Annotated in this window: 6 protein-coding genes; all 6 read left to right on the forward strand. The window is 74.7% G+C overall.

Going from position 1 to position 14,165, the window contains the following annotated elements; genetic code table 11:
• Window positions 1-142 precede the first annotated feature (142 nt).
• The 6 genes from BMY61_RS20110 to BMY61_RS20135 all read left to right on the forward strand — a co-directional run bounded on the left by BMY61_RS20110 (window position 143) and on the right by BMY61_RS20135 (window position 14,161).
• Complete coding sequence (locus tag BMY61_RS20110) at window positions 143-2,476, forward strand: lantibiotic dehydratase (protein ID WP_042450223.1); 2,334 nt, start codon at window positions 143-145, stop codon at window positions 2,474-2,476.
• Window positions 2,476-4,005: an amino acid adenylation domain-containing protein gene (locus BMY61_RS20115; protein ID WP_042450224.1), complete on the forward strand. Its 1,530-nt coding sequence runs from the start codon at window positions 2,476-2,478 to the stop codon at window positions 4,003-4,005. Before BMY61_RS20110 ends, BMY61_RS20115 begins: the two co-directional genes overlap by 1 nt.
• A complete protein-coding gene (locus BMY61_RS20120; RefSeq protein WP_082015140.1) occupies window positions 4,002-5,009 on the forward strand; it encodes a threonine ammonia-lyase in 1,008 nt (335 codons plus the stop codon). Before BMY61_RS20115 ends, BMY61_RS20120 begins: the two co-directional genes overlap by 4 nt.
• On the forward strand, window positions 5,006-5,260 hold the full coding sequence (locus BMY61_RS20125) for an acyl carrier protein (protein ID WP_042450226.1): 255 nt from the start codon (window positions 5,006-5,008) through the stop codon (window positions 5,258-5,260). The genes BMY61_RS20120 and BMY61_RS20125 overlap by 4 nt, the downstream gene beginning before the upstream one ends.
• Before the next feature lie 42 nt (window positions 5,261-5,302).
• Window positions 5,303-7,588 (forward strand): lantibiotic dehydratase, encoded by a 2,286-nt coding sequence (locus tag BMY61_RS20130; protein WP_042450227.1) that lies wholly within the window; start codon window positions 5,303-5,305, stop codon window positions 7,586-7,588.
• Window positions 7,589-7,780: 192 nt separating this feature from the next.
• A complete protein-coding gene (locus BMY61_RS20135; protein WP_042450229.1) occupies window positions 7,781-14,161 on the forward strand; it encodes a non-ribosomal peptide synthetase in 6,381 nt (2,126 codons plus the stop codon).
• Window positions 14,162-14,165: the final 4 nt, after the last annotated feature.

Genomic DNA, 14,165 nt, shown 5'->3' on the forward strand with positions numbered 1-14,165 from the left:
TGGGCGGGCGGGGGCGCACAGGGGAGAACGAGCGGGCGGGGCCGCCGTCGTGACTGCCGGTTCTTCTCTGTCGGGGCACGGCCGCGCGGCGGCAGGGTGCTGAGGAGTCGCCCCTCGCCGCCACCCTGGAAGGAGTCCCGCCATGTCGTCGGACGTCCCCGAGAACGTGCTGCTGCCCGGTGGGGGGTGGCGGCTGTGGGAGCACTTCGCCCTGCGTGGTCCCGGCTTCCCCGCCGAGGGGGTGCTGCGCATGGCACCGGCCGGACTGGCCGAGGCCGCGGACAAGTTCGGGCCGAAGGACGCCCTCGCCGGCCCCGACTGGGAGACGTTCGGGTCCGCGCTGGAGGAGGCCGCCGTCGAGACGGCCCGCCACCTGCAGACGATCGCCGCGACGCCCCGCTTCCGCGCCGCCGTGGCCTGGCAGAACCCGGCCGTGCTGCGCACCGGCATCGCACCGTTCCTGAACTGGACGCCGACCGCGGCGAGCCGCACCAGCATGCCGCGCCAGCGCGAGGAGTTGGTCGCGCACTACTGGCAGCGATTCTGCGTCAAGAACGACACCATCGGCTTCTTCGGCCCCGTCGGCTGGGGGCGCTGGGACCTGTCGACGCAGGGCGTCGAGATCGCGCCCGGCGACGGCTTCCTCGCCGTCTCCCGGGTGTACTTCGCCAGCTGGGGTATCGACGCGCTCGCCAAGTCGCTCGGCGAGGACCCGGAGCTGATGGCGTGGATGCCGCCCACCCGCGTCTCGTTCGTCCGCGTCGGGGACGACGGCACGGTCCGCGTGCCCGGCCGGCCGCCGCAGGAGATCGCCGAGCCGGACCGCGCGGTGCTGCTGCGCTGTGACGGCACCCGCACCGCCGCCGTGATCGCCGAGGCGCTGGGTGAGACCCCGGACGCGGTGGTGGAGTCGGTGCGCCGACTGGCCCGCAAGCGCTGGGTGCGCTGGCAGGTGGACGTGCCCGCGAGCACCTACCCGGAGCAGGCGCTGCGCGCCGTGCTGGAGCGGGTCGGCGACGCGGGGCCGCGCGAGCGGGCGCTCGCCAAGCTGGAGGTGCTGGAGCGCGGCCGGGACGCCGTGCAGGCGGCCGGGATGGACGCGGACGCGCTGACCGCCGCCGTGGCCGCGCTGGAGGCGGACTTCGCGGAGCTGACCGCGACGGAGGCGCAGCGCGCCAAGGGCGAGCGGACGGCGCCCTGCCGCGGCCTCGTCTACAGCGACTCCCGCCGCGCCGCGACGGCGACGCTCGGCACCGCGCTGCTGGACGAGCTGGGCCCGCTGGAGCTGTGCCTGACTGCGGCGCGCTGGATGACGAACCGCTTCGCCGAGGTGATGGAGGGCCGTATCCACGAGGCGTGGCGACGCCTGAAGGAGCGCAGCGGCGGCGAAGGCGTCGACCTCGGCTCCCTGTGGCTGGAGTGCCTGCCCTCGCCGCACCCGATGTCCAAGGTGGACATCGTCGCGATCCAGCAGGAGCTGCGCGCCAAGTGGGCGCGCGTGCTGGACGTGCCCGAGGGTGTGCGCCGGGTGCGCCTGAGCTCGGCGGACCTGGCCGCCAAGGTGACCGAGGAGTTCGACGAGCCGGGCTCGGGCTGGTCGCTGGCCCGCTACTTCAGCCCGGACCTGCTGCTGCTGGCCGAGAGCGCCGACGCGGTCGCCCGCGGCGAGTTCGAATTGGTGCTGGGCGAGATGCACTGCGCGCTCAACACCATGGGCGCCTCGCTCTTCGTGCACCAGCACCCGGACCGGGACGAGCTGATCGCCGAGACCTCCCGGGACTTCCCCGGCCCGCGGCTGCTGCCGATGCTGGCCAAGGAGCTGCCGATCAAGTGGTCGGCCCGCAGCCGCCCGTCGCTGGACCGGCCGCAGGACCACGTGGTGGCGCTGGTCGACCAGACCGGCGACCCGTACCGACCGCGCACCGCACTGGCCGCGGACGTCGAGGTGGTCGAGGGCGAGGACGGCCGCCTGGTGGTGGTGCTGCCGGACGGCGTGCGCTACCCGGTGCTCGACGCCTACGCGAACACCCTCACCCAGAAGGCGATGGACCGCTTCACGATCCACCCGGAGGGCGACCACACGCCCAGGATCACCGTGGACAAGGTCGTCGTCGCCCGCGAGACCTGGCAGCTGCCCGTCGCCGAACTCGCCGCGTTCGCGGACGAGAAGACCGAGGCGGGCCGGTTCGTGCGGGCCCGGCAGTGGCAGCGCGAACGGGAGCTGCCGCGCTTCGTCTTCGTGGTCTCGCCGACCGAACCGCGTCCGTTCTACGTGGACTTCGACAGCCCGGTCTACGTGACGATCCTGGCCAAGGCGGCGCGCCGGCTCGCCCGCAAGGACCCGCAGGCGCGGCTGAAGGTCAGCGAGATGCTGCCGACGCCCGAGCAGGCCTGGCTGACCGACGACGAGGGCCACGCCTACACCAGCGAGCTGCGGTTCGTCGCCGTGGACCAGACCGTCCCGGGGGTGTCGTGATGCGCACCTTCGCCGACGAGATCGCCGCTCACGGCGCCGCCGCTCCGGACCGCGTGGCGCTGACCACGCCCACCGGGGACGTGACCTACGGCGAGCTCGCCGCGCGCGTCGAGGCGGTGGCGGGCCTGCTGCGCAGGGCCGGCGCGGGCCCGGAACGGGTCTGCGCGGTCGCCGTGGAGCGCGGGCCGGACGCGGTGGTGGCCATGGCCGCCGTGGTCCGCGCGGGGGCGGCGTTCCTCACCCTGGACGTCGAGCAGCCGCCCGCCCGCCTGACCGCGCTGGTCACGAGCGGCGGCGCGGACCTGCTGCTGGCGGCCGACGACGCGCTCGCGGCGCGCCTGGACCTGCCGATCCCGGGACGCCCGGTGCTGCTGACGGACGAGACGACGGCGACAGCGACGGGGACGGGGACAGCGACGGCGCGCCGCGAACCGGTGGCGGTCACGCCCGACCTGCTCGCCTACGTCAGTCACACCTCCGGTACGACCGGCGAGCCCAGTGCCGTGCTGATCGAACACCGCGGGCTGGACAACTACCTCCGGTTCGTGGCCCGTGACTTCGGCCTCGGGCCGGACACGGTCGCCCTGCAGGTCGCGCCGCTGGGCTACGACGCCTCCATCCGCGACACCTTCGCGCCGCTGCTGGCGGGCGGACGGGTCGTGCTGCTGCCGCGCGGCGAGGTGCTGCGGCCCGAGTCGTTCGGCCCGGCGGTGCGGCAGTACGGCGTCAACACCCTGCTGAGCGTGACGCCGTCGTTCCTCTCCCACCTGGCCGGGCGGCCGGACGCCGGCGAACTGCTGGACGGGGTCCGCCTCATGGTCTCCAGCGGCGAGTCACTGCGCCCCTACCTGACCGCCGGCGGACGGGCGTTGGTGCCCGGCCGGCTGGTGAACCAGTACGGGCCGACCGAGTGCACGATGACCTCGACGCGGCACACCGTCCCCGCCGCCGCGCCCGACACCGACAACGACGTCATCGGCACCCCGATCGACGGGGTGGTCGTCCGGCTCCTCGACGCGTCACTCGCTCCCGTCGCCGACGGCGAGGTGGGCGAGGTGTGCATCGGCGGCGCCGGAGTGGCCCGCGGCTACCGCGCCCGTCCCGGCCGTACCGCCGAGCGCTTCGTGCCGGACCCGCTCGGCCCACCCGGCGCCCGCCTCTACCGGACCGGCGACCTGGCCCGACGCAGCCCGGACGGCCTGCACTACCTGGGCCGCAGCGACCGGCAGATCAAGATTCGCGGCTACCGGGTGGACCCGGCCGAGGTCGAGGGCGCGCTGCTGACCCACGACGCGGTCGCCGGCGCCGTCGTCACCGCCGACACCGACGCCCAGGGGCGGGTCTTCCTGCTGGCCCACGTCACCGGCACGTTGGACACCGTCACCGATCCGGCGCTGCGCCTGCACCTGGCCCGGACCCTGCCGCCCTACCTGATGCCGCGCCGGTTCGTCCGCCTTGCCGAACTGCCCACCACGCGCGGCGGCAAGACCGACCGCACCGCGCTCGCCCAGGCGGGAGCAGGCCGATGACCGCACCCACGCTCCTCGCCGGGCCCGACTTCCGGCCCGCCGGTCGGCAGGACCTGCTCGACCCGGCCGAGGTGGCCCTTGCCGCCGCCCGCCTGGACGGCCGCGTCCGACACACCCCCCTGCTCCCGTTCCTGCCGGGGCTGCGGCTGAAGGCCGAGCACCTGCAGCACAGCGGCTCGTTCAAGTTGCGCGGCGCGACCAACGCCGTGCTCGCCCTGCAGGCGGACCGCGTCGTCACCGGCTCCTCCGGCAACCACGGCATCGCACTGGCCCGGCTCGCCCGTGACCTCGGCATCGAGCTGACGGTCGTGCTGGCCGCCGGAGCCAACCCGGACAAGGCCGCGCTGATCGCCGCCCTCGGCGCCCGCACTGTCACCGTGTCCGGCGGGGTCGCCGAACGCGAGTTGCGGGCGCAGGAGTTGGCCGAGGCGAGCGGGTCCGTACTGATCCCCTCCTCCGACCACGCACTGGTGGTCGCCGGGCAGGGCACGGTCGGCCGCGAGGTCCTGGCCGACTGCCCCGACGTGCGGACCCTCTACGTGCCCGCCGGGGGCGGCGGACTGCTGGCCGGCGTCTGCCTGTCCGCGCTGGACCATCCGGTCCGAGTGGTGGGCGTGGAACCGGCCAAGACCCCCCGCTACGCCCGATCCCTCGCCGCCGGACGCCCGTTGACGCTACCGCCGAGCGACACCGTCGCCGACGGACTGCGCGGCCAGCGACCCGGCACCGTCACCTATCCCGTCGTCCGCGACCGGGTCGACGCCCTCGTCGCCGTCACCGACGCCGAGATCCTCGCCGCGGCCGAACTCCTGGCCCGGCACGGCGTCGCCGCCGAACCCAGCGGAGCCGTCGCCGTGGCGGGGGCGCTCCGCCACCGCCTCACGGACAGCCCCACCCCCGCTGTCGCCGTCGTCTCCGGCGGCAACACCCCTGCGGCCCTGCGCGCCGCGACCGCACAACTCTCCCTGACCACCCTTCACGCACTCGAGGAGCAGTCGTCATGACCGTCACCACCGCCTCCGGCACCAGCACCGTCGAGCTCGTCGTCGCCGTCTACCAGGACGCCCTGGGCGTCACCGGCCTCGACCAGGAGAGCGACTTCTTCGAGCACGGCGGCGACTCGCTCACCGCCTTCCAGATCACCAGCCGCCTGCAGGACGCGCTCGGCGCGGAGATCCCCGTCGCCCTGGTCTTCGCCTACCCGAGCCCGGTCGAGCTGGCCGAGGTGCTCGAAGCCGACTTCGGCCAGGCCTGACCGCCGCCCGGCACCCGACCACGAAGAGCGAGGAGACCTGAGGTGACCGAGATCCGTCTGCCCGGCGGCCGCTGGCGGCTGTGGGAGCAGTTCGGCCTGCGCGGGCCGGGCTTCCCCGCCGACGGGGTGCTGCGCCTCGCTCCCGGCGGCCTGGCCGGGGACGCCGACAAGTTCGGCCCCGACGACACCCTGGCCGGCCCCGACTGGGACGCCTTCGCCGAACGCTTCGACGAGGCCGCCGTCACCACCGCCCACGAGCTGCAGGCGATCGCCCGCACACCCTCCTTCCGCGAGGCGGTGGCCTGGCAGAACCGGCCCGTGCTCGACTCCGGCGTCAAGCCGTTCCTCAACTGGACCCCGACCGCGGCCGGTCGCACCAGCATGCCGCGCCAGCGCGAGGAGCTGGTCGCGCACTACTGGCAGCGGTTCTGCGTCAAGAACGACACCATCGGCTTCTTCGGCCCCGTCGGCTGGGGTCGCTTCGACGGCGCGGCGTCCGACGCCGTGGACGTCGACCCCGGCGAGGGCCTGGTCGCGGCCACCGAACTGTACTTCGCCGGTTGGGCCGTGGACGCCCTCGCCGCGACCCTCGGCGCCGACCCGGCGGCCCGCGCGTGGATCGCGCCCCGGCGGGTGCCGTTCGTCCGCGTGGCGGACGAACACGTCGTGGTGCCCGGCCGCCCCCCTCAACCGGCGACGCCGGAGCTGCGGGCGGTGCTGTCCCGCTGCGACGGCGTCCGCACGGCGCACGCCCTGGCCGAGGAGCTGCCGGGGGTCGACGTCGCGGCCGCGCTGGACGAACTCGTGCGCCGCCGCTGGGCGGTGTGGCGCCTGGAACTCCCGGCGGACACCCGCCCCGAACGTCGCCTGCACGCCTGGCTGCACACCGTCGGCGACCCCGGCCTGCGCGAACGCGGGCTGCACCGCCTGGAGTTGCTGGAACGCGGCCGTGAACGGGTGCGCCGGGCCGAGGGAGCGGAGGCACTCGTCGCCGCGATGTCTCTGCTGGAACGGGAGTTCGTCGAGCTGACGGAGACCGTCGCCGTCCGCGAGAAGTCCGCGGGTACGGCACCGTGCCGCGCCCTGGTCTACTCCGACTGCCGTCGCGCCGCGACGGCGCGGATCGGCGACCGGGTGGCCGAGGAGCTCGCGGCGGCCCTGGAGCCGCTGCTGACGGCCGCCGGCTGGCTCACCTCCAAGCTGGCCGCGGAGGTGACGGCACGCGCGGAGGAGGTGTACGACAAGCTCGCGGCGCAGGGACCGGTGGACCTGGCGTCGTTCTGGTTCGCCTGCATGCCGATCCTGCACGGTGACGCGCGGCGTGCGGCGCAGCGGCTCCAGGAGGAGTTCCAGGCACACTGGCATGCTGTCCTCGCCCCCGAGGAGGGCGTCCGGCGCATCCGGCGCGACCACGACTCCGTCGCCACGGAGGTGGCGCGAAGGTTCGCGTGGAACGGCGGCCCGGGCTGGACCGCGGCGCGCTACGCCAGTCCCGACGTGATGATCGCGGCGGAGAGCGCGGAGGCGATCGACCGAGGCGAGTACCGGTTCGTCCTGGGCGAGCTGCATCTCGCGTCGAACACGCTGGGCGCCTCGCTCTTCGTCCACCAGCACGCCGAGCCGGGCGAGTTGGCGGCGTTGACGGACGAGGACCACCCTGGACCGCGGCTGCTGCCACTGCTGCCGAAGGAGCACCGCGCGCGGCTCTCCGCCCGGGTCAAGTACGCCCTGCGCCGCCCCGAGGACTACCAGGTCGCCCTCGTCGACCAGACCGGCGACCCGGCCGATCCCCGGACGGTGCTGAGCGCCGACGTGTCGGTCGTCCGGCGGGACGACGGCCTGCGGCTGGTCCTGCCGGACGGTGCGGAGTTCCCCGCGGTCGACGCGTTCGCGCACGTGCTGACGACACTGGCGATGGACCTGTTCCAGGTCCTGCCGGAGACGGCCGGGCACAGCCCCCGCGTGACGGTGGGCCGCCTCGTGCTCGCCCGCGAGACGTGGCGCCTGCGCGCGTCGGACCTGACCTTCGCCGAGGAGAAGGACGAACGCCGCCGCTTCGTCCGCGCCCGTCAGTGGCGCGAGCGCGAGGGCCTGCCCCGGTTCGCGTTCGTGGTCTCCCCGACGGAGTCGCGGCCGTTCTACGTGGACTTCGACAGCCCGGTGTACATGAACGTGCTGGCGAAGGCGGTGAGGCGCCTGGCGCGCAAGGATCCGGACGGCCGGGTGGTCATCACGGAGATGCTGCCGTCCCCGGAACAGACCTGGCTCACGGACCAGGAGGGACACACGTACACCAGCGAACTGCGGTTCGTTGCAGTGACCTCTTAAGGGGCGCGAGGAACTGCGCGACAAGCCACCGACGAGCAGATGGTCCTCAACGTTCAGGGCCATCCGCACGCCGTTGGTTTCTCGCGCAGTTCCTCGCGCCCCTGAGCTTGCGTTCGGCACTGCGCGTTCTTCCCTACTGGCCCCCCGGGCCCAAGCGGCAGTCTGCAGGAAACACCCGCTTGGAGGCCTACCGTGACTGCCACTTCCGCCCCACGCGCAGCGTCCTTCGCGCAGCGCCGGCTCTGGTTCCTGGACCAACTCGCCAAGGACGCCTCGGGCTCGCTGCTGCCGCTCGCGCTGCGCCTGCGCGGAGCCCTCGACGTGGACGCGTTGGCGCGCGCCCTGCGGGGGATCGCCGACCGCCACGAGGTCCTGCGGACCCGCTTCACCGCCGTCGGCGGCGAGCCGGTGCCGCAGCTGGATCCGGCGGGAAGCACCGTGCTGGAGCAGGTGGAGGCCACGGACGTGGCGACGCTCTTCGCGGAGCAGCTGAGCCGCCCGCTCGACCTGGCGACCGAGCACCCGATGCGGGCCGCGCTGGCGCGCCTGGCCGACGACGACCACGTGCTGCTGGTGACGATCCACCACATCGCGGTGGACGGCTGGTCCTGGGACGTGCTGATGCGCGAACTCGCCGCCGGCTACCAGGGCGAGGCGGTCGCCGCGCCCGCGATGCAGTACAGCGACGTGGCCGCCGCGCAGGCGGAGCGCCTGAGCGGGGCGCGGATGGAGAAGCTGCTCGGCTACTGGCGCGAGCGCCTGGACGGGCTCGCGCCGCTGGCGCTGCCGACGGACCGGCCGCGACCGCGGTTCTGGGACGGCGCCGGCGACGTGGTGCGGTTCCGGCTCCCGGCCGAGCTGGTCGCCGAGGTGGACGTGCTGGCCCGCACGCACCGCGCGACGCGCTACATGTTGCTGCTCGCGGTCTACCAGGCACTGCTGGGCCACTGGTCCGGCCGCACCGACATCGCCGTCTGCTCCACCCTCGCCGACCGGGGCAGCGCCAAGGTGGCCGACCTGATCGGGCCGTTCGTCAACACCGTCGTCCTGCGCGCCGACCTGTCCGGCGGGCCGGGCTTCGCCGCACTGCTGGACCGGGTGCGCGGCGGTGTCCTGCAGGACCTGTCCCGTTCCGAGGCGCCGTTCGACACCGTGGTGCGGGCCGTCGGCGGCGAGCGGGACCTCTCCCGGCACCCGCTCGCACAGGCCTCGTTCACGCTGCTCAACACCGCCCACCACGAGCCGCACCTGCCGGGCCTGGACGTGGAACTGGTGCCGCCGCCGCTGGGCGGGACGGCACTGGACGTCTTCCTCGACCTGAACCTCTGCCCGGACGGCACCATCGCCGCGCGGCTGCAGTACGCGACCGCGCTGTTCGACGCGGCCACCATGGAGCGGTTCAGCACCGCCTACGTGGAGCTGCTGCGCCTGGTGCTGGCGGAGCCCGAGACGCCGGTGCGGGAGCTGGCCGCACGCCTGGCGCCGTTGCCGGGCACCGCGCAGGGCACCGACGTCCGGACCCTCCTGACCGAGTGGAGTCGCGCCGCCGACCGCCCCGAGGCCGAGCCCGCGCCCGTCGCAATCAGCGGCCCGGCCGAGGCGGTCGCGCTCGTCTGCGCGGACCGCCGGGTGAGCTACGGCGAGCTGGACGGCCTGACCGGCGGCCTGGCGAACGCGCTGCGCGACGCAGGCGTCGGTGTCGGCGCGCCGGTCGGCGTGCTGGTGCGGCGCGGGATCTGGTCGGTGGCCGCGATGGCGGCGGTCTGGCGCGCGGGCGGCGTGTACGTGCCGCTGGACGCGGACCTGCCGGAGCAACGCCTCACGTTCATGGTGCGGGAGGCGGGCCTGGCCGCGCTGGTCGCGGACGAGAAGACGGCGTTCCTGGCCGAGGAGCTGGCCGAGTCGGCCGCAGGCAGCACGGTCGAGGCGCCGGCCGCCGGAACCGCCACCGAGCAGGCCGCCTCCGCCGAACCCCGCTCGACCAAGCCCGCCGACGCGGCTCCCGCCGGGGGCCACGCGCCGCTCCCGGTCGTCCGCGTCGAGCGTGTCGTGCCCGACACCGACGCGCCGCGCCACGCCCCGCACCCGGCCGAGCTCGCGCACGTCATCTTCACCTCCGGCTCCACCGGCCGCCCCAAGGCCGTCGGGGTCGAGCACCGCGCGCTCGCCGCGCACGTCGCCGCCGCGCGGGAGCGGTTCGCGGTGACGGCCGAGGACAAGGTGCTGGCCTTCTCCTCCTTCTCCTTCGACGCCTCGCTCGACCAGCTGCTGCCGGCCCTCGGCTGCGGCGCGCAGGTGGTGATCCGACCGGACGAGCCGTGGCTGCCGACGCAGATCGCCGAGGCCGTCGCCCGGCACGGGTTGACCGTCGTCAACCTGCCGCCGACCTTCTGGACCGAGCTGGCGTTCACCCTCGACCGCCGGTCCGCGGCCTCCCTGGTGACGCTGCGCCTGCTGATCCTCGGCGGCGAGGCGGTGCCGTCCGGCGCCCTCGCCGCGTGGCAGGAGGTCGCGCCGTGGGTGCGGGTCGTCAACGCCTACGGGCCGACCGAGACCACCGTCACCGCCGCGACCTTCGACGCGACCGAGCAGCCCGTGGACGGGCGGGTGCCGATCGGACGGCCGCTCGGGTGGCGCCGCGTCTACGTCGTCGACGCGCACGACGAGCCCGTGCCCGTCGGGGTGCCGGGCGAGCTGCTGATCGGCGGGCCGGAGGTGGCGCGCGGCTACCTCGGCCGGCCGGGGCTGACCGCCGAGCGGTTCGTCCCGGACCCCTTCGCCGCCGACGGCTCGCGGCTCTACCGCACCGGCGACGTCGTGCAGTGGCTGCCGTCGGGCGCGCTGGAGTTCCTGGGCCGCCGCGACGACCAGGTGAAGATCCGCGGCTTCCGTATCGAGCTGGGCGAGGTCGAGGCGGTGCTGCGGGCCGCGCCCGGCGTCGTCGCCGCCGCCGTCCGGCCGGACGCGGCCACCGGGCAGAGCCTGGGCGGCTACGTCGTCGGCGACGGCCTGGACACCGCCGCGCTGCGCGCCTTCTGCGCCGAACGACTCCCCCACTACGCCGTGCCCGCCGATTTCCTGGTGCTGGACGCGCTGCCGGTGACCGCCTCCGGCAAGCTGGACCGCAACGCCCTGCCGGACCTGCACCCGGACCGGTCCGCCTCCGGCGCCGACTACGTGGCGCCGCGCACCGACGACGAGCGGATCATCGCCTCCATCTGGGCCGACGTGCTGGGCGTGGAGCGGATCGGGCTCGACGACGGCTTCTTCGAGCTGGGCGGCCACTCGCTGCTCGCCACCATGGCCGTCTCCCGCGTCGCCGAGCGGCTGGGCCGCGAGGTGGAGCTGCGGGCGCTGTTCGAGAACCCGCGCATCCGCGAGTTCGGGCCGCTGGTCGCGGCCTCGCGCAAGTCGGCGGGCGTGCAGGTGGTGCCGGTGGACCGCTCCGGACCGCTGCCGCTCTCCTTCGCGCAGGAGCGCCTGTGGTTCCTGGACCGCACCTCGGACCAGGGCGACGAGTACGTGCTCTGGTTCTCCTGGCGACTGCGCGGCCGTCTCGACCGGACGGCCTGGCAGGCCGCGCTCGACGCGATGGCCGAGCGCCACGAGGTGCTGCGCACCGCCCTGCTGGAGGTCGACGGGCGCCCGGTGCAGCAGGTCTGCGACCCGGTGCCGGTGCCGTTGGAGTGGTTCGAGGCCGCGCAGGCGCGCGACGAGGAGGAGGTCCGCCGCCAGGCGCACACGCTGGCCACCCGCCGGTTCGACCTGACCCGCCCGCCGATGCTGCGCGCCGGCGTGTGGCAGCTGGACGACGAGGAGCAGGTCGCCGTCGTCGTCTTCCACCACGTCGCCACCGACGGCTGGTCCAAGGACGTGTTCATCCAGGAGCTCACCGAGCTCTACCGGGCCGAGCTGGCCGGCCGCCGGGCTGTTCTGCCGCCGCTGCCGGTGCAGTACGGCGACTACGCCGTCTGGCAGCGCGACCGCGCCGAGAGCGGTGCCCTCGACCAGCAACTGGCCCACTGGACCGAGGCGCTGCGTGGTGTGCCGGTGCTGGAGCTGCCCACCGACCGTCCCCGTCCGGCCGGTTGGTCGGGGCGTGGCGGCGCGGTGGAACTGACGTTGCCGACGGAGATGGGCGCCCGGCTGGAGTCCTTCGCCCGCGAGCACGGCGTGACGCGGTTCATGGTGCTGCTGGCCGTCACCCAGGCGGTGCTGGCGCGCTGGACCGGGCAGACGGACATCGCGGTGGGCACCCCGGTGACCGGGCGCGGCCGGGCCGAGCTGGAGCGGCTGGTCGGCTTCTTCGTCAACACCGTCGTGCTGCGCGCGGACCTCGGCGACGAGCCGACGTTCACCGCGCTGCTGGAGCAGGTCAAGGGCCGGGTGCTGGACGCCTTCGACCACCAGGAGGTGCCCTTCGAGCGCGTCGTCGAACAGCTGCGGCCCGAACGCGACCTGTCGCGCAACCCCCTGTTCCAGGTCATGGTGGACGTGCAGGAGTCGGCGACGGGCGGCCCCGGCATCGAGGGCCTGGCGGCGAGCGACTTCACGCTTCCCTGGGGCTCCGCCAAGTTCGACCTGACGGCGGCGTTCCTGCTCTACCCGCACCGCTTCGCGCTCAACGTCGAGTACGCCGCCGACCTGTTCGACCCGGGGACGGCGCTGCGGTTCGCCGCGCACGTCGGCCGGGTGCTGGAAGCGGTGCTGGAACAGCCCGACGCGGTCGTGGACCGGATCGACCTGCTGACCGCCGAGGAGCGGGCCGAGTTGGTGGCCGCCGCCGGCGCCGACGCGGCCGCCGCACCGCCGTTCGCGGTCACGGGCGCGCCGGAGGACATCGCCCTGGTCTGCGAGGGCGAGCGGCTGAGCTACGCCGAGCTCGACGCGCTGACGGGCGGCCTGGCCGCCGCGATGGTCGCGGCCGGGGTCACCGCCGGTACGCCGGTGGGTGTCTGCGTGCGCCGCGGCACCTGGTCGGTGGCGGCGATGACGGCGGTGTGGCGCGCGGGCGGCATGTACGTGCCGCTGGACGTGCAGCTGCCCGCCGAGCGCCTGCGCTACATGCTGGCCGAGGCCGGCGTGACGCTGGTCCTGGCGGACGCGGTGACGGCCCCCGTGCTGGCCGGGCTGGACGTGCCGCTGCTGCGCGTCGACGAGGTCCGGCCGGACGCGGACGGGCCCCGGCACGTCCCGGCGCCGGACGACCTGGCGTACACCATCTTCACCTCCGGCTCGACGGGCCGCCCGAAGGCCGTCGGCGTCGAGCACCACGCGCTGGCCGCGCACGTCGCCGCCGCCCGCGAGCTGTTCCGGCTGACGCCCGCGGACAGGGTGCTGACCTTCGCCTCGCTCTCGTTCGACGCCTCGCTGGAGCAGATCCTGCCCGCGCTGAGCGTCGGCGCGCGGGTGGTGATCCGCCCCGACGAGGTGTGGTCGGTGGAGGAGCTGGCCGCGCGGGTGCGGGACGAGGGCGTCACCGTCATGGAGCTGACCCCGTCCTACTGGGAGGAGGTCGTCGCCCGCCTGGACGTGGTCGCGCCCGACCTGGTCTCGCTGCGGCTGCTGGTCACCGGCGGCGAGGTGCTGCCGTCCGCACCGCTGGCCACCTGGTTCCGGCACCTGTCGCACGTGCACGTGGTCAACACCTACGGGCCGACCGAGACCGTCATCTCCGCCACCGCGCACGAGATCGACGGGCCCGTCGACGGCCGCGTCCCGATCGGCCGCCCGCTCGGCTCGCGCCGCGCCTACGTCGCCGACCCGCACGGCGCGCTGGTGCCCGTCGGCATCCCCGGCGAACTGCTGGTCGGCGGACCGGAGTTGGCCCGCGGCTACCTGGGCCGCACGGCGCTGACCGCCGAGCGGTTCCTGCCCGACCCGTTCGGGCCCGGCGGCGGACGCGTCTACCGCACCGGCGACCTGGTGCGTCGACTGCCCAACGGCGAGCTGGAGTTCGTCGGCCGCAGCGACAACCAGGTGAAGATCCGCGGCTTCCGGGTCGAGCCCGGCGAGGCCGAGGCGGTGTTGCGTCGCCACCCGGGCGTGCACGCCGCGGCCGTGCTGGTCCGCGAGCTGCGCGGCGAGCCGGCACTCGTCGGCTACGTCGCGGGCGCCGGTCTCTCGGCCGACCAGCTGACCGCGCACTGCCGCGCCGAACTGCCCGGCTACCTCGTCCCCTCCGTCTTCGTGCTGCTGGACCAGCTGCCGCTGACCGTGCAGGGCAAGCTGGACACCGCCGCCCTGCCCGAGCCGGAGGCGCCCGCGCCGGTGGAGTTCGTCGCCCCGCGCACGCCCACCGAGATCGTCATCGCGCAGATCTGGGCCGAGGTGCTGGGCGTGGCCAAGGTCGGCGTCCAGGACGACTTCTTCGCCCTCGGCGGGCACTCGCTGCGCGCAGTCTCCGCAGCCTCCCGACTGCGGACCGCCTTCGACTGCCCCGTCCAGGTCCGTGACCTGTTCGAGCACCCGACCGTCGAACTGCTGGCCGCCGAGGTCGAGCGGCAGCTCGTGGAGCTGATCTCCGCCATGAGCGAGGACGAGATCGACCTGTCCCTGACGTGGACCGACTGACCCT

It is taken from the genome of Streptacidiphilus jiangxiensis, from assembly GCF_900109465.1.
Classification (GTDB): Bacteria; Actinomycetota; Actinomycetes; order Streptomycetales; family Streptomycetaceae; genus Streptacidiphilus; species Streptacidiphilus jiangxiensis.

Bases quoted from the DNA above. Each gene is read 5' to 3' on its own strand.
- BMY61_RS20110 (WP_042450223.1), top strand. From the start codon at position 143: ATGTCGTCGGACGTCCCCGAGAACGTGCTGCTGCCCGGTGGGGGGTGG.
- BMY61_RS20115 (WP_042450224.1), top strand. From the start codon at position 2,476: ATGCGCACCTTCGCCGACGAGATCGCCGCTCACGGCGCCGCCGCTCCG.
- BMY61_RS20120 (WP_082015140.1), top strand. From the start codon at position 4,002: ATGACCGCACCCACGCTCCTCGCCGGGCCCGACTTCCGGCCCGCCGGT.
- BMY61_RS20125 (WP_042450226.1), top strand. From the start codon at position 5,006: ATGACCGTCACCACCGCCTCCGGCACCAGCACCGTCGAGCTCGTCGTC.